Origin of the sequence: Aquimarina aquimarini, from assembly GCF_900299535.1 — a bacterium.
GTDB lineage: Bacteria > Bacteroidota > Bacteroidia > Flavobacteriales > Flavobacteriaceae > Aquimarina > Aquimarina aquimarini.
The window spans coordinates 90,855-111,647 of the sequence record NZ_OMKE01000005.1; the positions used below are offsets into that span (position 1 = coordinate 90,855).

General features: G+C 34.1%; 18 protein-coding genes. 4 read left to right on the plus strand and 14 right to left on the minus strand.

The window, feature by feature from the left end:
- Nucleotides 1–13: 13 nt before the first annotated feature.
- The 9 genes from murG to mraZ all read right to left on the minus strand — a co-directional run bounded on the left by murG (nt 14) and on the right by mraZ (nt 10,213).
- On the minus strand, nt 14–1,117 hold the full coding sequence (gene murG, locus DG508_RS01310) for an undecaprenyldiphospho-muramoylpentapeptide beta-N-acetylglucosaminyltransferase (protein ID WP_108866423.1): 1,104 nt from the start codon (nt 1,115–1,117) through the stop codon (nt 14–16).
- Complete coding sequence (locus tag DG508_RS01315; RefSeq protein ID WP_108866424.1) at nt 1,114–2,319, minus strand: FtsW/RodA/SpoVE family cell cycle protein; 1,206 nt, start codon at nt 2,317–2,319, stop codon at nt 1,114–1,116. Before DG508_RS01315 ends, murG begins: the two co-directional genes overlap by 4 nt.
- Before the next feature lie 64 nt (nt 2,320–2,383).
- A complete protein-coding gene (murD, locus tag DG508_RS01320; protein ID WP_108866469.1) occupies nt 2,384–3,721 on the minus strand; it encodes a UDP-N-acetylmuramoyl-L-alanine--D-glutamate ligase in 1,338 nt (445 codons plus the stop codon).
- Between the two features lie 22 nt (nt 3,722–3,743).
- Nucleotides 3,744–4,976, minus strand: a complete 1,233-nt coding sequence (mraY, locus tag DG508_RS01325; protein ID WP_108866425.1) for a phospho-N-acetylmuramoyl-pentapeptide-transferase — start codon at nt 4,974–4,976, stop codon at nt 3,744–3,746.
- 48 nt (nt 4,977–5,024) lie between these two features.
- Nucleotides 5,025–6,488, minus strand: coding sequence for a UDP-N-acetylmuramoyl-L-alanyl-D-glutamate--2,6-diaminopimelate ligase (locus tag DG508_RS01330; RefSeq protein WP_108866426.1), 1,464 nt, complete (start codon nt 6,486–6,488; stop codon nt 5,025–5,027).
- Nucleotides 6,485–8,479 carry a penicillin-binding protein gene (locus DG508_RS01335; protein WP_199912740.1) on the minus strand — a complete coding sequence of 665 codons (1,995 nt, stop codon included), beginning with the start codon at nt 8,477–8,479 and terminating at the stop codon, nt 6,485–6,487. Before DG508_RS01335 ends, DG508_RS01330 begins: the two co-directional genes overlap by 4 nt.
- A 4-nt stretch (nt 8,480–8,483) precedes the next feature.
- Nucleotides 8,484–8,795: an FtsL-like putative cell division protein gene (locus DG508_RS01340; protein ID WP_108866428.1), complete on the minus strand. Its 312-nt coding sequence runs from the start codon at nt 8,793–8,795 to the stop codon at nt 8,484–8,486.
- Nucleotides 8,792–9,688, minus strand: a complete 897-nt coding sequence (gene rsmH, locus DG508_RS01345) for a 16S rRNA (cytosine(1402)-N(4))-methyltransferase RsmH (RefSeq protein WP_108866429.1) — start codon at nt 9,686–9,688, stop codon at nt 8,792–8,794. Before rsmH ends, DG508_RS01340 begins: the two co-directional genes overlap by 4 nt.
- A gap of 57 nt (nt 9,689–9,745) precedes the next feature.
- A complete protein-coding gene (gene mraZ / locus DG508_RS01350; protein ID WP_108866430.1) occupies nt 9,746–10,213 on the minus strand; it encodes a division/cell wall cluster transcriptional repressor MraZ in 468 nt (155 codons plus the stop codon).
- 301 nt (nt 10,214–10,514) lie between these two features.
- On the opposite strand from mraZ, the gene DG508_RS01355 reads away from it, so the two are divergent.
- Both DG508_RS01355 and yihA read left to right on the plus strand, forming a co-directional pair.
- The gene (locus DG508_RS01355; RefSeq protein WP_108866431.1) at nt 10,515–11,285 is read left to right on the plus strand and encodes an alpha/beta fold hydrolase; all 771 of its coding nucleotides are present in this window, start codon (nt 10,515–10,517) and stop codon (nt 11,283–11,285) included.
- 21 nt (nt 11,286–11,306) lie between these two features.
- Nucleotides 11,307–11,912, plus strand: a complete 606-nt coding sequence (yihA, locus tag DG508_RS01360) for a ribosome biogenesis GTP-binding protein YihA/YsxC (protein WP_108866432.1) — start codon at nt 11,307–11,309, stop codon at nt 11,910–11,912.
- Here yihA and DG508_RS01365 read toward each other — a convergent pair.
- Genes DG508_RS01365 through gldB form a run of 3 tightly spaced genes read right to left on the minus strand, consistent with a single transcriptional unit; the run spans nt 11,909 to nt 13,665 of the window.
- Entirely contained in the window at nt 11,909–12,265 is a 357-nt protein-coding gene (locus DG508_RS01365) for a GTPase (RefSeq protein ID WP_108866433.1), read from the minus strand. The genes yihA and DG508_RS01365 overlap by 4 nt on opposite strands.
- Before the next feature lie 60 nt (nt 12,266–12,325).
- Nucleotides 12,326–12,661 carry a gliding motility protein GldC gene (gene gldC / locus DG508_RS01370; RefSeq protein WP_199912741.1) on the minus strand — a complete coding sequence of 112 codons (336 nt, stop codon included), beginning with the start codon at nt 12,659–12,661 and terminating at the stop codon, nt 12,326–12,328.
- Between the two features lie 2 nt (nt 12,662–12,663).
- Nucleotides 12,664–13,665 (minus strand): gliding motility lipoprotein GldB, encoded by a 1,002-nt coding sequence (gene gldB, locus DG508_RS01375; protein ID WP_108866470.1) that lies wholly within the window; start codon nt 13,663–13,665, stop codon nt 12,664–12,666.
- Nucleotides 13,666–13,803: 138 nt separating this feature from the next.
- Between gldB and nadE the strand changes: the two genes are divergently transcribed.
- Both nadE and DG508_RS01385 read left to right on the plus strand, forming a co-directional pair.
- The gene (gene nadE / locus DG508_RS01380; protein WP_108866435.1) at nt 13,804–14,592 is read left to right on the plus strand and encodes an NAD(+) synthase; all 789 of its coding nucleotides are present in this window, start codon (nt 13,804–13,806) and stop codon (nt 14,590–14,592) included.
- Nucleotides 14,593–14,733: 141 nt separating this feature from the next.
- A complete protein-coding gene (locus DG508_RS01385; protein ID WP_103864692.1) occupies nt 14,734–15,366 on the plus strand; it encodes a response regulator in 633 nt (210 codons plus the stop codon).
- Here DG508_RS01385 and dnaG read toward each other — a convergent pair.
- Together dnaG and DG508_RS01395 are read right to left on the minus strand one after the other, a co-directional pair.
- Nucleotides 15,363–17,324: a DNA primase gene (gene dnaG / locus DG508_RS01390; RefSeq protein WP_108866436.1), complete on the minus strand. Its 1,962-nt coding sequence runs from the start codon at nt 17,322–17,324 to the stop codon at nt 15,363–15,365. The genes DG508_RS01385 and dnaG overlap by 4 nt on opposite strands.
- 409 nt (nt 17,325–17,733) lie before the next feature.
- Entirely contained in the window at nt 17,734–20,736 is a 3,003-nt protein-coding gene (locus tag DG508_RS01395) for a T9SS-dependent choice-of-anchor J family protein (protein WP_199912742.1), read from the minus strand.
- Between the last annotated feature and the right edge of the window lie 57 nt (nt 20,737–20,793).

Here is a 20,793-nt window from a genome sequence, read left to right on the forward strand (position 1 = left end):
TGATACTTATTCCTTACCTCTTCTTTTCTATTAATTTTTCTATCTCGTTAACGATATCAGAAGTCGCATTGGGTAATGCTATTTTTTTTATTGCTTCTGATAGCTTGATCTGTTTCTCTTCTGATGCCAGTATATCTGAAATTGTATGCTGAAAATTGTCATCCAATTCTTTTTCTCTTAACATAACCGCTCCTTCTTGATCAACTATAGCTTGTGCATTTTTGGTTTGATGATCTTCTGCTACATTTGGAGAAGGAATAAACAATGTTGGTTTTGCCACAATACACAATTCTGAAACAGAACTTGCTCCTGCTCTAGAGATAATAATATCTGCTGCTGCATATGCCAAATCCATAGTATCCAAAAACTGATGTACTTGTACATTTCTATTACTATCATACTGTTTGTACTCTGAATAGTACAACTTTCCACATTGCCAAATAACCTGTACTCCTTTCTTTGCAAAAAACTCTAATTCTTTTTCGATTAACTGATTAATCCTTCTTGCTCCTAGACTTCCTCCTAATACTACTATTGTTTTTTTCTTTGTATCAAGCTTATATTTTGCAATAGCTTCTTCTCTTTTTCCCTCTACACTCAACAGATCTTGCCTTACTGGGTTTCCTGTTTTTACTATTTTATCCTCAGGAAAAAAACGATTCATACCATCATAGGCTACGCATATTTTATTAGCCCCTTTTGACAACCATTTATTTGTTATCCCTGGCAATGAATTTTGCTCTTGAATTACTGTTGGAATATTTTTTGTGCTTGCTACTTTCAATAATGGTCCACTTGCAAATCCTCCTGTTCCTATAACCACATCAGGCTGGATTTTTTTTATAATATTTCTCGATTTCCAAAGACTACTTAATAGCTTTATCGGAAACAACAAATTGCTCAACGTTAATTTTCTTTGAATACCACTAATCCACAGTCCTATAATCTCATATCCCGCTTGTGGCACTTTTTGCATCTCCATACGATCCTCTGCCCCTACAAACAAAATAGAAGCCTCAGGATATCTGTTTTTTATCTCATTGGCAATAGCTATTGCAGGGTAGATATGCCCTCCTGTTCCTCCTCCTGATAATATGACTTTCAGATTTTTACTCATAAAACTTCACTCAAAACTCCTAACGGATCTTCTTCTTTTTCTTTAATTTTTTCTTTTTCTGTATCTAGATTCCTTTCACTACTTACACTCAACACAATACCTATTGCTAGGCATGTCATCCAAATTGATGTACCCCCACTACTTACAAGTGGCAATGTTTGCCCAGTAACTGGAAATAATTCTACTGCAACGGCCATATTTATCAATGCCTGAAAAACAATAGGTAATCCAACACCTACGACTAATAACTTACCAAATATATCTGTGCTTTTATGAGCCACAATTACCAATCGCAGTAACAATAAAATGTATAATAACATTAGAAAAACACCTCCAACAAAGCCCCATTCTTCAATAATAATAGCATAGATAAAATCTGATGATGATTGTGGTAAAAAATTTCTTTGTACACTTTTTCCAGGACCAGTACCAATAACTCTCCCTCTTGCTATTGCAATTTTTGCTCGTTCGATTTGATAATCTTCCTGAGTATTTTTATCATCTGCAAAATTTTCTATCCTGCTTACCCATGTATCTACTCTATTTGGAAAAACTCCTGGAAATGCTTTAGCAAATAACACAAAAAAGGTAAGCACCAATAGCCCTGTTCCTAACACTACTGCTATATACCGTATGGGGTACCCCCCTAAAAACACCAATACTATAACCATCGAAAAGATGATAGCTGTTGTAGAGAAATTGGCTGGTAGGATTAACATTAATACTAAAAAAACAGGTAACCAAAGTGGCACCAATGTTTCTTTAAAAGAAACTACTTTATCCTTAATTTTTGAAAGATATCTGGCCACATATGCCATCAAAACTACTGCCGCCAATGTAGATGTTTGAAAAGTAACTCCAACAAATGGTAGCCGAATCCATCTACTGGCATTTGCACCTCCTATGGTAGTATTCTGAGCCATTGTAACTAGCAACAATACTACGATAACAGGAATCATAATTATAGACAACCCTTTAAAATAGTGATATGGTATTTTATGCACTCCATACATAATCAAAAACCCCAAAACCAGATGCGCAAAATGCTTTATCAGAAAACCAAAAGTATCTCCATCTCCATATAGATACGCCAAATTACTACTAGCACTATAGACAGGAAGAAACGAAAACAATGCCAACAAAGCCGCTACAGCCCAGATCGCCCTATCCCCTTTTATATTTGTTAGTATTTTCTTTGTCATCTTTTATACTTTGTTCTTCACAATTAGACTGTTTATTTTCTATACAGATTTTATTATTACCCTACTACAACTCTCTCACTGCTTCTTTAAACTGCCTTCCTCTTTCTTCATAGTTTTTAAACAAGTCAAAACTTGCGCATGCAGGAGACAACAATACATTTTCATTTCGTTCTGCTATCTTATAGGCCATATTTACAGCTTCTTTCATAGATTGTGTTTCAACAATATTATCTACACAATTACCAAATGCGTTAATTATTTTTGAATTATCTACTCCCAAGCAAATAATTGCTTTTACTTTTTCATTTACCAAAGAATATAGTTCTGTATAGTCATTTCCTTTATCTACCCCTCCTACAATCCAAACGGTTGCAGATTTCATAGCATCCAAAGCATAAAATGTTGCATTTACATTCGTTGCTTTTGAATCATTAATGTATTGTACATTACTAATTTTTAATACATTTTCTAATCGATGTTCTACACCATGAAAATTTTCTAGACATTCTCTTATAGTCGTTTTTCTAATTTTCAACAATTGTGATACTGTGGCTGCCGCCATAGCATTTTTCACATTGTGACCTCCTTTTGCTGCTAATTTTGTTGTTGGCATCTTAATTATATTATTATCTATTGTTATTATTATGTTTTCTTCTTCTAAATATGCTCCGTTCTCTACCTTTTTGGTCAATGAGAAAGGTAATAACCTTGAACGAACAGGGTGTTTATCTAAATATTCTGTTATTACTGAATCATCGGCATCATAAATAAAATAATCCTCTTCTTTTTGATTCATTGCAATCCTGAATTTTGAGGCTATGTAATTCTCAAATTCATATTCATACCGATCCAAATGATCTGGTGTAATATTAGTCAACACTGCAATATGAGGAGCAAAATCCTCTATACCATCTAACTGAAAACTACTTAGCTCTAAAACATATACTGGAGCATCCTTTTCTGCCACTTGTTTAGCAAAACTATCTCCGATATTTCCAGCCATATTGACCTCTAACTCTCCTTTTTCAAGTATATAATGCGTAAGCATTGTAGTGGTTGTCTTGCCATTACTTCCTGTAATCCCTACAATTTGTGCTGTTGTATATGCTGATGCAAATTCTATTTCTGACACAACCTTAACCCCAGCTTTTTTCAACTTTTCTACTAGTGCTATTTTATCTGGAATCCCAGGGCTCTTCATTACAACATCTGCATTCAGAATCTTAGCTTCTGTATGTTGCTCTTCTTCCCACTGGATATCAAAATTTCTAAGAACATCTTTATACTGATCTGTTATTACTCCCTTATCAGAAACAAAAACTTCAAACCCTTCTTTTTTTCCTAGGATGGCAGTTCCTACACCACTTTCTCCTGCTCCCAGCACAACGAGTCGTTTTCTTATTTTTGACTTACTGTTCACGTCCTTATCTCACTTTAAGTGTTACAACTGTGATAATTGCCAGCAAAATTCCTATAATCCAAAATCTTGAAACAATCTTACTCTCATGTATCCCTTTTTTCTGATAATGATGATGCAAAGGAGACATTAAAAACACTCTTCGTCCTTCTCCATGTTTTCTTTTGGTGTACTTAAACCAACTTACCTGAATCATTACAGATAAGGTTTCTATAAAAAAGATCCCACAAAGGATTGGAATCAAAAACTCTTTACGTATTGCAATTGATATCACCGCTATTATTCCTCCAATGGTAAGACTACCTGTGTCTCCCATAAACACTTGCGCTGGATATGTATTGTACCACAAAAACCCAACTAATGCTCCTGCAAAAGCTGTTATATATATTACAATCTCTCCTGAGTTAGGGATATACATTATATTGAGATAGTCTGAAAAAATGATATTACCAGATATCCATGCAAACAAGGCCAATGTGAGTACTATTATTGCAGATGAACCAGCAGCAAGCCCATCAATTCCATCAGTAAGATTGGCTCCATTTGACACTGCAGTAACGATAAATATTACAATTGGAATAAAAATTAACCAAGTATATTTCACCATCTCAGGGCTAATCCATGTGATTAAATCTGAGTAATCAAATTCATTATTTTTAAAAAACGGTAATGTGGTTTTTGTCGATTTTGTCGCTGGGTTAAAATCAGACACCTCTTCTCCTACAGTTGCTATTTTACTAGTTTCTGATTGCGCTTTTTCTTCTTTAATAGTGATATCTCCATGAAAATACATGGTACACCCTACTATGAGCCCTAACCCTACTTGTCCTATGATCTTGAATCGCCCAGCTAAGCCTTCCTTATCTTTTCGTTTTATTTTTAAATAATCATCTGTAAATCCAATAATCCCCATCCATAAAGTTGTAACAACCAGTAGAATTACATATATATTATCGAGTCTTGCAAATAACAATACTGGTACAAGGGTCGCCAGAATAATAATCACTCCTCCCATGGTTGGTGTACCTGCTTTTTCTGCCTGACCATCTAAACCAAGCTCTCGAATACTTTCTCCCATTTGCTTCTTTCTAAGAAAGTTTATAATTCGTTTACCATAAATTGTAGAGATCAACAATGATACTATAATAGCCATTGCCGCTCTAAAGGTGATAAACTGAAAAAGCGTTGCTCCGGGAAACTGATATTCGCTTTCTAAATATTCAAATAGATAATATAACATATGGGGTTGTTACCTTTTGTACTTTGTTTTCTTTGAGTACAGAAGGGTTTATTTATTTATTTTTTTTAATTCTTTCCCAACGATTTCAAAATCATCAAAATCATTTCGTTCGCCATTAATCTCTTGATAGGTTTCATGACCCTTTCCTGCTATGAGAATAATATCATCTTTCTGTGCTAACTGACAAGCTGTTTTTATTGCTTGCTTTCTATTTGTAATTGATAATGTTTTTTTATAATCCTGTGGTTCTACTCCTTTTTCTATCTCTTCTATAATTTGGTCAGGATTTTCTGTTCTAGGATTATCACTTGTAAAAATCACCTTATTACTAAGTTTTGCTGCAATATTACCCATCACAGGTCGTTTTGACTTATCTCTATCCCCGCCACAACCAACTACAGTAATCAATGTTTCGTTATTTGTTCTAATATCATTGATTGTTTCTAATACATTTTTTAAGGCATCTGGTGTATGTGCATAATCAACTATTGCCGTGATTTTTTCGTCAGAAATCAAATACTGAAATCTACCACTCACACTTTGCAAGTCACTCAATAGCTGTAATGTTTCTAAAGTTTCTAATCCTAGTAATTCTGCAGTGCCGAAAATTGCTAACAAATTGTACGCATTAAAGCTTCCTATCAATTTTGTCCAGACTTCTTGATCATTCAACTTGAGCAACAACCCCTGGATACTGTTTTCTATAATCTGACCTCTATAATCTGCATATGATTTTAAGGCATAGCTATACTTTTTTGCTTTGGTATTTTGAAGCATAAACTCCCCATTCTTATCATCTTTATTTACTATTGCAAATGCTTTTGAAGGTAAACTATCAAAGAATTTCTTTTTTACATCTCTATATTCTTTGAAAGTTTTATGATAATCAAGATGATCATGAGAGAGATTGGTAAAAATTCCTCCTACAAACTCCAATCCTTCTGTACGCTTTTGATCTATACCATGTGAACTTACCTCCATAAAACAATATTCTACTCCTACAGCATTCATCTCCTTGAGGTAATAATTAATTGTCAAAGAATCAGGAGTTGTATGAGTAGTAGCATACTCTTGAGAATCCACCAAAATTTTTACAGTAGATAATAAACCTACTTTAAAACCTGCTTTTTTAAATAATTGATACAACAATGTTGCTATAGTGGTCTTACCATTGGTTCCTGTAACTCCAATTAGTTTAAGATTTCCAGAAGGAGAACCGTAGTAATTGGAAGCCATCATTGCTAATGCTGATTGAGTGTCTCCTACTTCTACATATGTCACTCCTTCTACAATAGTATTTGGTTTTTTCTCACACACCACTGCTAGTGCTCCTTGATCAATTGCTTTTTCTATAAAATCATGCCCATCAGAAACAGCTCCTCTGATAGCCACAAATACATCATCTTGTTCTACTCTTCTAGAGTCAAACTCAATTTTATTAACCCCAATTATAGTGTTTCCCACTACGGCATTAATAGCTACCTTATATAGTATATCTTTTAATTCTGTCACGATAATTCTAATCTCACTGTTTGGTTTATCTTCACTTTGGTTCCAGGCTTTATGGATTGGTTTTTCACTTTTCCAACTCCTTCTAATTTTACTCTTAACCCCATGTTTTCTAAAAGGGCAACTACATCCATTGCAGGCATTCCTTTTACATTGGGCATTATAGTTTTATATTTTTGAGCATTTTGATAATATTTATCATAACTATTTACCACTGCATTACTTTCTACTACTGCATATGACACTTCATCTATAACAGGTATATCATTATATATCTTTGTTGCTATCGTCTTAAAAACTGGAGCAGCAACTTCACTACCGTAATATCCTTTTTTCTTATTAGGACGGTGAATAACTACTATACATGAATAGATAGGCTTATCTACAGGAAAATATCCTGCAAAAGAGGATATGTATTCTCGTTCTTTATCTTTTCCATAATTCCCCCAGCATGTTCCTGTTTTTCCTGCTATTCCAAAATTATCTGTACGAATATTATCTGCGGTTCCTCTTTTTACAACATTCTTCATCATCTCTTGCGCTATTTTTGCTGTTTCTTTAGAGCATATTGTCGGATTAAGTATTTCTTTATCAAATCTTTCTCTGGTCTTATCCCAGGTTTTTACCTCCTTGATAAATCTTGGTTTAACCATCTCTCCATCATTTGCTATTGCATTATAGAATGCTAATGTTTGCAATGGTGTTATTGCTACTCCATATCCATGTGCCATCCAAGGCAATGTCGTACCGTACCAATCATCGTCTCCTGGATATGGAATTTTTGGCTTACCTTCTCCTTTTATAGCTAATCCTAGTGTTTCCCCTAGTCCCATATTAATCAATCGATCTACAAACTTTCTAGGATTGTTTTTATAGTTTTGATCAATAATTTTAGCAAAAGCAGTATTTGAAGACAACTCAAACGCTTTGGCCATAGATATCTTACCATACCCTCCCCATTTTGAATCTCTTACTGTTCTATCATAAAATTTCACTTTCCCATCTTCTGTATCTACGACATGACTAGAATCTATCACTTTATCTTCTAGAGCAGCTACTATAGTCATCAGCTTAAATGTAGATCCAGGCTCATGAGATTCTCCTACAGCATAATTTAATTTTTCATAATACCTTCCTGTTTTTGTTCTACCCAAATTAGAGATTGCTTTTATCTCTCCTGTTTTGGTCTCCATAACAACTACAGTTCCATGCTCTGCCTCAAATTTTTCTAATTGAGCCAATAATTCATGATGTGCTATATCTTGAATATTCACATCTATGGTAGAAACCACATCAAAACCATCTTGTGGTTCTACTTCATTAGCATCTCCTATAGGTTTCCATTGATTTTTTGCTATTTTTTGTTTCTTTCGCTTTCCTTCTTTACCTCTCAAAAATGGGCCATAAGCTCCTTCTAAACCTACTCTGGTATAATACCCTTGCTCATCCCTTCTTTCATACCCAACTGTACGCTCTGCTATCTTACCTATAGGATGCTCCCTTACAGTACGTTGCTCCACAATTAACCCTCCTCGATTTGCTCCAAACTCAAATAATGGAAACTTCTTAACTCTCATATACTGAGAGTATCCTAAATTTCTTCGCAATAAGAGGTATCTATTTTTATTGGATCTAGCTGTTCTTATTATTTTATCATAATAAGACACTGATTTCCCAAACTCTTTAGACAAAGCTTCACACAACGGTTTTATATGTGCTCTAAAATCTTTTTCATTTACTGCAAGTGCATCAAATCGTATATCATATTTAGGAACAGAAGTTGCTAGCAAATTACCTTTACTATCATAGAGGTTTCCGCGATTTGCAGGAATATCAAAAGTTTTAAAAACTCGTTCTTGGCCTTTTTGGCGATACATATCTCCTTCTACAAACTGTATATTCACTAATTTCACCAATACTGCTATTGCAAAAACGAACATACATGCTGCTATAAAGTACAACCGATTTAATATGTTTTTTTCTTTTACTGCCAACAGTTTAATTTTTTACTATTATTTTTCTAGGTGGCCTTTCTGGGCGCTTTAATCCTTTTTGCATCATTTTTTTTACTATAGACGATTCCATCTTCAATCTCATCAACTCTGTTTTTCCATCTACAAAATGCGTCCTTAACTCTCTTACTTCATTATTTAATTTTGCAATCTCATGCACTTTGCTCTCTGCATTATGAGAACTTGCAATCATTATTATTGCTAAAAAGGAAAGAAACAACAACATCCTCCAATTTTTCATAGCATCATCTGCTATAAGAAACTTACCTTTTAATATGTCGTATATCGTCTGTTTCAAATCTTTTCTGCTATTCTAAGTTTTGCACTTCGCGCTCTATTGTTTTCTTTAATCTCGTCTTCATCAGGAACAATTAACCCTCCTACTTTTTTAAACGGAACTGTCATATTACCATACAAATCTTTTTCAGGCTCTCCTTCAAACATCCCGTTACGTATAAATCGCTTGACTAATCTATCTTCTAATGAATGATAGGATATCAAACTGATTCTTCCTCCAGGGTTTAGCAATCCTGTTGTTTGCTGCAAAAATTCCTTAAGCACTTCTATTTCCTGGTTTACTTCTATCCGGATTGCTTGATATATCTGAGCCATCACTTTATGCTCCCTGTGCTTTGGTAAAAAAGGATTTAATATCTCTTTTAATTCTGCGCTTGTTTTTACATCTTGATCTTTTCTAGCACCAACTATAGCTCTTGCTAACTTGGGGGCATTACGTAATTCTCCGTATTGCAAAAACATTCTTCTTAGATCCAGCTCTTCATACTCATTAATTATATGGTAAGCAGATATTTTCCCGCTTTGATTCATCCTCATATCTAAATCTGCCTCAAATCGTGTAGAAAAACCTCTTTCTGCTACATCAAATTGATGTGAAGAAACACCAAAATCACCAAGGATCCCATCTACTTTTCTTATTCCGTGAAACCTGAGAAATCGTTTAATGAACCTAAAATTCTCATTAATCAATGTAAACCTCTCATCATCGATTGTATTACCTAAAGCATCTTGATCTTGATCAAAAGCATACAATTTACCTTCTGCTCCTAATCGTTTCAAAATTTCTTTAGAATGGCCACCGCCGCCAAATGTGACATCTACATATATCCCATTTGGCTCGACAGCCAACCCATCTACTGTTTTTTTAAGTAATACCGGATTATGATACTCCATCTGTTTCTTTTCTGTTATTTGAATAGTTAAATCAAATTGCGACTCTTGCTTACCTAATTAATCTAGGCTTATCTCATCATCAAACCCCATTACCTCTTCTGCCAGGTCTGCAAAATCAACAGCAGCATCCTCTATTGCTTTCTCGTATTGATCCTTATCCCACACTTCAATTATATTGACCGCTGATGACAACACTATGTCTTTAGTAATTCCTGCAAAACCAATTAAATCTTTTGGAATTAAAAGACGGCCAGCAGTATCTACTTCTACTACCTTTACTCCAGCTGTGAATTTTCGGATAAAATCATTGTTTTTCTTTTTAAAGCGATTGAGTTTGTTCATTTTTTGCATCAAAAGATTCCATTCTGCCATTGGATACAACTCCAAACACGACTGAAAAACAGCTCTTTTTAACACAAATCCATCTTGCAACACAGACGAAAGCTGCTTCTTAAAAGCTGCAGGCATCATCAGACGTCCCTTTGCGTCTGCCTTACATTCGTATGTACCGATTAGATTTACCACTTTATTTCCCTAAACGTTTAATAATTCAAATATATTGAAAAAATTACCACTTTTTACCACAATTTACCACATTGTTAATAAGTTATCATTAAAAGCAATAGATTACAGCGACCAAAAACTTTAAAATTTTGTTTATCAGCACACTACATTTGAGTGTGTATTTTCAGGCTTTTTATTAATTTTGAACAGAAATTATAGGTCTCAAAAAAAATAAAAAAATCATTTTTGTAGTATTGATAAAAAATCCCAAAACTAAATATGAAAATGCTATATTTGCGTTTAATTCTTGTAAGAAGTATTAATGAAGCACGAATTAAAAACAGACGGAAAATTTAGTTATCTAGATTTAGGAGAGGGCACACCAATCATCATCTTGCATGGTTTGATGGGTGGCTTAAGTAATTTTGAAGGAGTGAGCTCATACTTCCCTGAACAGGGGTATAAAGTATTGATCCCTGAACTCCCTGTCTACACCCTTCCTATTCTAAAAACTAAAGTTAGCACATACGCCAAGTTTCTTAAGGATTTTATTGATCACTTAGGTTATGGCAACAAAGAAGTAATTCTATTAGGTAATTCTCTAGGAGGACACATTGCTCTTTTATGTACCAAAATGTATCCAGAAATGGTCAAAGCTTTGGTTATTACAGGAAGCTCAGGTCTATACGAGAGCGCTATGGGAGAAAGCTACCCTAAGCGAGGAGATTATGAATTCATAAAAGCTAAAGCTGAAAATGTTTTCTATGATCCTGAAATTGCCACAAAAGAAATTGTTGACGAAGTATATGCAACGGTAAATGATCGTAATAAACTGATTAGAACTTTGGCTATTGCCAAAAGCGCTATTCGTCATAATATGGCAAAAGATCTACCTAATATGAACACCCCTACTTGTATTATATGGGGAAAAGATGACACCGTAACGCCCCCAGAAGTTGCAGATGACTTCAACAGGTTGTTACCCGATTCTGATTTGTATTGGATTGACAAATGTGGCCATGCAGCTATGATGGAACATCCTGAAGAGTTTAATAGATTATTCCATAACTGGTTGCAAGAACGCAACATCTAATCACTCTTATTTTTTAACGTTATGAAGATTAGTAGTGCCGAATTTGTAATGAGCAATAGTGATGTTGCCAAATGCCCTAAAGACAGATTTCCAGAATATGCATTTATCGGTCGATCTAATGTAGGTAAATCTTCATTGATCAATATGCTTACTAATCGTAAAAGCCTTGCAAAAACATCTGGAAGACCAGGGAAAACGCAACTTATCAACCATTTTACCATTAATAAATCTTGGTTTTTGGTCGATCTACCAGGGTATGGATATGCAAGAGTTTCTAAATCCTCTAAAAAAGTATTTCAAAAATTTATCACTGCATATTTCTCTAAACGAACACAACTGGTAAGTGCTTTTGTGTTGGTAGACTCTCGTCATGAACCTCAAAAAATAGATCTTGAGTTTATGCAATGGCTAGGTGAAAATCAAATACCTTTTTCTATTATTTTTACAAAAGCCGATAAACTTTCTAAAAATCAATTACCAGTTCAGATACAGAAATACACAGAAGAAATGCTTCAATATTGGGAAGAAATGCCTAATTATTTTATCACTTCTTCTTCTTCTGGATTAGGAAAAGAAGAGGTGCTAAATTATATTTCAGAAATCAATACACAGTTACAAAAATCTTAATTTACTTTTAAATTTAGCAACTCTATTAACTCTTTTTCTGAACCCAAAGAAGCTAGTTCATTAGCTTCTAAAACAATTGAAAAACCCTTTTCTTCTTTTTGCAAGATTACGGGAAAATCAAGACCTACAGATGAATGCTCTTTTAAAAAATCATTTTTATACATAAAAATAAATTCTACAGTAGAATTCTCTCTAAAATCTCTCCATAGTTTTTTTTCAAAAAAAACACCATGAGTAAGACTACACAAATCACAAGAATATGTTGTAGGGCTAACTATTTTATGAAGATTATCTAGGTACTTACTCCATACACCAGACTTGGCATTATACACAAAAAGAAATGTTTTTTTCAATATTTTGGATTTTACTATTCAGTCCTTACTTTCTCCAAAACATTTCAAAAAATCAATACATTATTTTTGTTTCAATTCTAATTTCTCGGCAAAATAATCACAAAAATCCTTCATGGTTTCAGTCATTTTCTCATCTTGAGTAGCTCTATAAAACGTATCACTCATAGCTACTAGTGTTTGATGAAAAAATATTTTCATTTCATCTACAGGCATATCTTTGGTCCATAAATCAATACGAAGACTTTCCTTTTTTTTACTATCCCATACAGAGAGTAACATTGCTTTGGTAATCTCATCTTCTACCCCTCCGTCTTTTGCAGTCCACTTTAATTGCTCAGGAATCTTATTATCATCAAGCTCTATATCTATTTTAATTTCTGATTTATATCCGCTCATCACTATCTTTTGGGTTTATACTTTGATTTATTAAATATTGTTTCTGCATCTGCGATCAATAATTGCTGCAAAGATACATTGTTATTTTCCATATATGAAGCCACAATTCTCCATCCTATATATTGACCTATTCTATCTGGCGCTTCTTTATCTATTTCTTCTAAGTAAAATTTTGAAAAAGGAGCTGGATACATAAATCGCGGCATCAATTCACTGTCTGTGCTGTACAACAACTGCTTCTCGATAAAATATCTCCATATCTGCTCTTCATTGATTTCTGCCCATTCATACTGTTCTTCTGTATATCCAATTTTTCTTGCATTACTAAGACTTGGTAATAATAGATCTTTGATATACAATTCTTTTCCAAAAGATATCAGGTTCCCCAGAAATGTTCTTTCTCGTATTGGTCCAACTTGATTTTTTGCATAAGCAGAAGCCACATCAGAGACAATATACTGCCTGTTGAAATTTTGCCTCAAATACTTCTGTATGCTTTCATAAAAATGATGATCTTTTCCTAAATATGTATCTAGAGAAATAACCAACAACCCCTTAGAAAGCACTACTTTGTTTCTATAGTCTACATCATTGGTAATGGTTACCACACGAGGCACTTTTATTTGAGGGAAATAATATTGTATATGCTGAAAAAGTGAGTGTAATTCTCTTTTTTCTTCAGAAAGATCTGAAAACACTTTCTCTACTTCTTTATTTACTTCTTGTTGTATCGTATCCTGTGATCTTTTGAACCAAATACTATCTTCATATTTTTCTGAAAACAGAAAAGGAAAATTGTTTTTCAATTCTGGCAGGCTCTCTGGTGTCAATTGGGCAAACAACTGGTCAAATCTTTCAATATCAAAATCTACAGAGATTTCTGCAATCTCTTTTTCTAACTTATTTTCATTAGAACAAGAAACAAATATGTAAAAAACAATGGCTAAATTTAAGAACCTAAAATTACCTACCCTTATATTCCTACATCTTTTTAAATAATTCATCTGATTCCAGAACACCATCTTTTTTTATTAATTTTATATTCGCAAAGGTAATACATCAAATTACCAAGTACAAGGATAGATATCTGAAGTACAAAAAAGAAAAACTGGTATTCAATCAATAATTAACAATAACAAAGAATGCAAACAGAAAAAGTAATTGACCATATTGTCAACTGGTTAAAAGAATATGCTACAAAAGCTAACATCAAAGGTTTTGTTGTTGGTGTAAGCGGTGGGATCGACAGCGCTGTCACCTCATCATTATGTGCAAAAACTGGTCTAGACACCTTATGTATAGAGATGCCAATTCATCAGGCTCAAAGCCAAGTAAACCGTGCTCAAGAACATATTGATCAATTAAAAAAAAGGTTCTCAAATGTATCTGACACGCGAGTTGACCTTACTTCTGTTTTTGAAGAGTTTAAATCTGTAGTACCAAAAACTACTCCAAGCGCACAATTAGACTTGTCATTGGCAAATACAAGAGCACGACTAAGAATGTCTACACTATATTATTTTGCAGGACTACATAAATATCTAGTTGCGGGAACTGGTAATAAAGTTGAAGATTTTGGCGTTGGCTTCTATACAAAATATGGAGATGGTGGTGTAGATTTAAGCCCAATTGCTGATTTATTAAAAAGTGATGTTTATGCCATAGGAAAAAGCCTAGAGGTACCAGATTCTATACAAATTGCAGCACCAACGGATGGCTTATTTGGTGATAGCAGAAGTGATGAAGACCAGATCGGAGCAAGCTATGATGAATTGGAATGGGCTATGAAAATGAAAAATGAAGGTAAAGGTATTGACGATTTTACAGGGAGAAAACAAGAGGTTTTTAAAATTTTTGTACATTTAAATACCGTAAACCAACACAAAATGACCCCAATTCCTGTCTGCAAAATACCCTTTGATCTATTATAACCAACATTTTATCGATAAACCAATAAAAAAAAGTTTACGAGGACTAGTTCTTAGTAATTTTGCACCAAGATTTAAAATTACCCCTAGCCTAAAGATGTTAAACTCTTAAAATTAAATTAACGTTAACAATCGTAAACAAGAATGACAACCGTATTAATTGCAGATCATCATCCAATCACAAGGAAGGGGATCGTTTCGTTATTTCGTAACTCAGAGGACTATGAGATTATTGGAAAAGTAAGTAATGGAAACGAAATGTATGATGTTTTGAAAGCTAGTACTCCTGATATACTTATCATGGAGTTAGATTTACCTCAAATCAATGGCATAATGGCATTAAGGACTATTAAAAAAGAATTTGCAGGGATCAGAGTAATTATTTTCAGCTCTCATCCTGAAGAAATGTATGCATTAAGTGCCATAAAAGCAGGGGCATCTGCATACTTATCTAAAACTGTCCCAACAAAAATACTCAAAAAAGCAATCGAAAGAGTTGCTCGAGGTGGTATATATCTAAACGACAACCTTACACAACAATTGGCAAATGGAAATGCCAATGAAAACAATATGGTTGTAAAATACAAAAAACTCTCTTCTAGAGAAATAGAAGTTCTTAACCTTCTATCATCTGGAAAGCGTAATAAAGATATTGCCTCGACATTGTCTATTAATGAAAAAACAGTAAGTACATACAAAACTCGATTACTAAAAAAATTGAAAGTAGATAATCTTGCAGATCTTATCCATCAATCCAGATTATTACACATAAGCTAAATTACTCTATTTAGCTTTCTGTATAATAACTTTTTGAGGGTTTGATAATCTCGAATATCTTCTAAGACCGTTAAATTATTTTCAAACTTTTGAGCTTTCACTCCTTGTGAAAGCTCATTTATTTTTTGATCAATCAAAAACCCCCTTAGGCTCAATATAATATTATTGACATAGTCTGAAATAGTTTCTGTTTTCTGTTTTACATGAATCTCTTTATCATCCCATCGGTGCAGTTCATAACGATCTTCATTCATCATGATTTCTGTGATCTCGGCTGCTATCTCTGGCTGAATTCTATTTATAAAGCTTTCTATCTTAAATTCATCAATCTGATTTAGCTCTTCAATCAAAATCCCATATATATCTTTAAAAATTTGATCAGTGAATTCAATTTCATCATCCTGTAAATCCAAATATATTTTTTCAAAAACTTTTATATTGTGTATTTCTGGCTCTAAAACAAGCTCTCCCTCTTCATTTTCTTTCAATATCAAATCCTCAAATTCCTCTTCCTGAACACCATATAACAATAATGCTTTTATAATATGGCGCTCTAATATATATTGTCTATTTACTTTAGGTTGCTTTTGAGTTTCAGTTTTTACAACTTCAAGAGGTTTGTTTTGCTGTTTTTGTTGTTTATGCTGGTCTTTTACATCACTATTGCGAATCTGTGCTAGGGTATCAAACAACACATCTTCTGAGACATCCATAATCCTAGAGCATTCTTTTACATATATCTCTCGTTTGATGACATCAGGAATTTTTGAAATACTGGTCACCATATCTCTTACTAATTCTGCCCTCTTAATAGGGTCATTCTTAGATTCTTGTTGTAAGAAAGATGCCTTGAAACTTATAAAATCTTGAACATTCTCCTCAAGATACGTATTCAATTCGTCTAATGTGTTTTGCTTAGCAAAACTATCAGGGTCTTCACCTTCTGGAAAGTTACACACCTTCACATTCATTCCCTGTTCCAGAATAAGATCTATCCCTCTTAGAGATGCTCTCATTCCTGCAGCATCACTATCAAACAATACTGTAATATTCTTAGTCAGTCTATTTATTAAACGTATTTGATCTGTAGTCAGCGCTGTTCCTGATGAAGAAACCACATTAGCAACTCCTGTTTGATTAAACTGAATTACATCTGTATATCCTTCTACCAAATAACAATTATCTTCTTTAGCAATAGCTTGTTTCGCATGATAAATACCATAAAGGACTTTACTTTTATGATAGATATCACTTTCTGGGGAGTTAAGGTATTTGGCTGCTTTTTTATCATTGGTTAAAATCCTACCACCAAATCCTAAAACACGACCAGACATTGATTGAATTGGAAACATCACTCTTCCTTTAAATCGATCAAATTGCTTTTCTTCTTTAACAATAGTAAGTCCAGTTTTCTCAAGATAACTTAGCTGATATCCTTTTTTAATTGCTTCTGATGTAAATGCATCCCACACATCAGGAGAGTATCCTAATTCAAACTTTTTTATTGTTTCATCTGTAAATCCTCGTTCTTTAAAATATGTTAACCCTATTGCTTTACCTTGTTCGGTTTTAAGCAATGAATTTTGAAAAAAAGTATTTGCAAACTCACTAACCAAGTACATGCTCTCTCTTTCATTCGCCTGTTCCTTTTGCTCATCTGTTTGCTCTGTCTCTTCAAATTCTATATTATATTTTTTTGCTAAATATTTTATAGCTTCTGGGTATGTAAAATGCTCATGCTCCATCAAAAAGGCAACTACATTACCTCCTTTTCCACTAGAGAAATCTTTCCATATTTGCTTTACAGGAGAAACCATAAAAGAAGGAGTTCTCTCATCACTAAAAGGACTGAGCCCTTTAAAATTACTTCCTGCTTTTTTCAATTGCACAAAATCACCTATAACTTCTTCTAGTCTAGCAATTTCAAATACAGCATCTATGGTAGCTTTATGGATCATCCTCTAATATAAATAAGTTTACTATTGAGTATTGAGGTATTTTTTTTCATACCTCTTTTTTACCAATCTATCTTTTTACTTGTAGATAAATTTGCTACAAAAATAGCACAATTAATGAGATCCACGAAGTTCATATTTTTAAGCTTACATTATCTCCATCTAAATTCATCCTAAAGAAAAACAAGAATTGTATTGGTTTCTTTTACCTACTTCTTTAATTGATAAGTAACTAAACTTTTACAGCTTACAAAAAAGGAGATCACTCCAAAAAAGTAACTTCAAAACTAAAAGCCTATTTTAGTTTTACCAAAAGCACACTATCTAAAAAACTTGATCGTGGTATCTATCTGGTAATAAGTTACTTTTTTAGAGAAATCTCCTTAAGTCTATTTTTTTTGTTTCTAAAAAGTTATTTTGAAATAACGAAACTTCTAGTTACAATAGTTTCTTCTGCTATTATCCGAACAAAATATGTTCCAGCAGTAAGGTCACTTACATTAACTTGTTGTTTATTTTCTTCATTTTTAACTGTACGTACCAGTTGACCAAACATTGAAAAAATCTCCAAGCTTTGGATTGGTGCTTTATCTACAGATATATTCAAAATACCGTTATTTACAGGATTTGGCGACAATACAAATCTTTTATCATTTGCCTTGACATCTGTAAGCTCATAAGTATTTAATCGTACTCTTGCTCCTTGCACACAGAATTCTGTAATTTCTGAACTAGTAAACTGTCCTCCTGTTACAATTGTACCAGCACTACTTGATAAGGTATAAGAACCATTACCATATGAGCAGCAAATTCCATCACCAAAAGAATCTGATATTGTAAAAACAAAGTTACCTGCAGCTAATCCAGTAATCGCTTCTGTAACCGTTGATCCATCAGGGTTTGCTGTAGAATAACTTTTTGAAGCTACTGTTGTTCCTGCCGCATCTTTTAACATCCAAGAAGTTTCTTGTGGATAATTATCAAATGTTATATTTAATGTCAAATCACTTGCTGCACAGTTTCCTGCCGCTCCTGTAGAAAGCGATATTGCATCTATTGCAGCATCGGCTTGCCAAGTATTACCTGTTACTCTATTAAATCGTAATTGTACCCCTGAGCCAAGATAAGCTGCTAAATCTACGGTTGCTGTCTGCCAAGAGTTACCTTGATTTCCTGTTCTACTCCAAACACTTGTCCAAGTTACTCCTTCATCATTACTAACCTCTACATCAAGTGATCCAAAGTTTGTTGCTCCAAACATGTGATACTTAAACGAAAATATTGCCGCTGTTGCATCATTAAGATCAAAACAAGGAGAATTAAGTATCGCTTGTTTACTAGGATACCCTGTTCCACTACCTGATGCTTCTACATATATATACGAAGTTCCATCTGCAGCACTTGAAGGACCAGTCCCATTTGAAGGAGTTCCTGCTGAATTTCTTGACCAATCAAGATTATCTCCTGACGCTTGAGTCCAAGCTCCTAAATTAGTTTCAAAACTCTCATTATAGGGCGCTACTAAACCGTTTAAACAACCTGGCCCTGTTGTACTTTCTAGTGTCGTTACACTTACTGTATTACTTGGCGCGGATTGGTTTCCTGCTGCATCTTTTGCTATTACATAAAATGAATATGTGGTAAGAGGAGCTAATCCCATTACAGTGTATGACGCTGTAGAAGAATTACCGACTACGACATTATCTTGATAGATATCGTATCCTGTAACACCTATATTATCTGTAGATGCCCCCCAATTTAATGTAGTTTCTCTTGCTGTAGTACCTGAAGCTGCTAAATTAGCTGGAGTAGACGGCGGATCATTATCAACAACTGCTGGCTCTATCTTAAAAGCAACTACATGACTTTTTCTCACATTTGGAGAAGGCCCTTTCATATATTCACTTATATGCCAGAATGTTTTATCGTCTAATGGATCTATTGTTAATTGCCCATAATCCCCATACCTACCATCACTTCGGTTATTTTGGCTGTCACCATTTGCAGAAACCTGCTCTGCTACAGTCATGGTACCTAATGGGTCATTTGCTAATCTTCCTGTATATCGCAATGATGTATATACACTTGAGCTAACAACGGTATATGCAAGACCAATATTCCCTAATGAATCCATTCCTATACTTCCACAAAAAGCACTTAATCCATCTGGCTGTGTATATGTTCCTTCTTGATAAATAGTCCATGGCTGACCATCTGCTGTTTGACGAAGTTCATACCAACGTATTCCTGCTAGACTATCTGTACCATTTAAATCAACTACAAAATTCATCACTACAGAATTATGTGATGGGAATCGTCTATAATTCGTCATATACATCATTGTTGCTTGAAGCGCATCTATATCTGGCCCATTACCAGGCTCATCCAGATTTTGAAAAGACCCATTATCAAAAACACTATCAAACGGTGCTGTATCAACCTGTTGTGGTGTTGAAATTGTAGAATTAGCAGGGGTTACCCAATCTACATCTATTGTCCATATTTTTAAGTGATCTTGAGTAACTCCTGTCCAACTATCATCTTGCAAGTATACTATTGGACATCCAACTCCCACTGGAGGCAATGTAGTTCCTGTTGCATTAAACCCTCCTGGACTGTAAAATCCATTAGTTTTGGCTCCAGGTAAAGAAAAACTAACCATTTGAGCATTTGCATCTCCTGCGATCATTTTATCACGTTCTACCGCAAATACAACATTATTGGTGTCGGGAGCATTTTGATCTTTATTGGCTGTAATATAATATCCATCACTCCAAATAGATAGTTTTTCATAATCAGGAAATGTTCCTGTATTAAATCTATAGGTTGACCATCCATCATTTACTGGATCAGGACCTTTACAAACTGCTATCAAAAATCCATTAGGAGAATTACTAAACTCCATAATAATAAATCGATCTACAAAGTTATCGTAGACAACAATGGGGTCTCCTAATGTTTCTCCAGGAAATAGTGTACCTAAGGATGCTTCTGCTAACAAAACATTACCAGATCTATCCAGAATACCAAAACCTGAATTAAATGCGTATACATAATGATTAGGACCAATTGCTCCTGTAGCATCATTCAGTACCGTTCCTACATGTGCATCAAAGGATGCTAATGGGGCTCTAATAGCCATTTTGCTAGCACTTTTTTGTTGCTCAATAAGGGGATCATTCCCTTTTGGAAATCCTTTTCCTGGTACCACAGTATTACTACCTCTGCGCTTTGGTGGCGCTACATGACCAAGACCTTTTGCTGAAATGATATTCTCCATCTTAGAAAGTGCAGGAATATCTCTTTTGTAAGCCGCTTTACCAACAGAATTTGCCTTGACGGGACTTCCTTTTTGAGCTAGCAGTCCAAAACTGCAAAACACAAAAAATACTAGATAAATAAAATTTGTTTTCATATGTGTGAAATTTGGTTAACTGTTCGATTTTACACCATTTTTCAGCATAAGTAATAA

What these genes read in the sequence shown, in the direction of transcription:
- murG (WP_108866423.1), bottom strand. Translation starts at nt 1,117, where the DNA reads ATGAGTAAAAATCTGAAAGTCATATTATCAGGAGGAGGAACAGGAGGG.
- DG508_RS01315 (WP_108866424.1), bottom strand. Translation starts at nt 2,319, where the DNA reads ATGACAAAGAAAATACTAACAAATATAAAAGGGGATAGGGCGATCTGG.
- mraY (WP_108866425.1), bottom strand. Translation starts at nt 4,976, where the DNA reads ATGTTATATTATCTATTTGAATATTTAGAAAGCGAATATCAGTTTCCC.
- rsmH (WP_108866429.1), bottom strand. Translation starts at nt 9,688, where the DNA reads ATGGAGTATCATAATCCGGTATTACTTAAAAAAACAGTAGATGGGTTG.
- DG508_RS01355 (WP_108866431.1), top strand. Translation starts at nt 10,515, where the DNA reads ATGAAGCACGAATTAAAAACAGACGGAAAATTTAGTTATCTAGATTTA.
- yihA (WP_108866432.1), top strand. Translation starts at nt 11,307, where the DNA reads ATGAAGATTAGTAGTGCCGAATTTGTAATGAGCAATAGTGATGTTGCC.
- gldC (WP_199912741.1), bottom strand. Translation starts at nt 12,661, where the DNA reads ATGAGCGGATATAAATCAGAAATTAAAATAGATATAGAGCTTGATGAT.
- gldB (WP_108866470.1), bottom strand. Translation starts at nt 13,665, where the DNA reads ATGAATTATTTAAAAAGATGTAGGAATATAAGGGTAGGTAATTTTAGG.
- nadE (WP_108866435.1), top strand. Translation starts at nt 13,804, where the DNA reads ATGCAAACAGAAAAAGTAATTGACCATATTGTCAACTGGTTAAAAGAA.
- DG508_RS01385 (WP_103864692.1), top strand. Translation starts at nt 14,734, where the DNA reads ATGACAACCGTATTAATTGCAGATCATCATCCAATCACAAGGAAGGGG.
- dnaG (WP_108866436.1), bottom strand. Translation starts at nt 17,324, where the DNA reads ATGATCCATAAAGCTACCATAGATGCTGTATTTGAAATTGCTAGACTA.
- DG508_RS01395 (WP_199912742.1), bottom strand. Translation starts at nt 20,736, where the DNA reads ATGAAAACAAATTTTATTTATCTAGTATTTTTTGTGTTTTGCAGTTTT.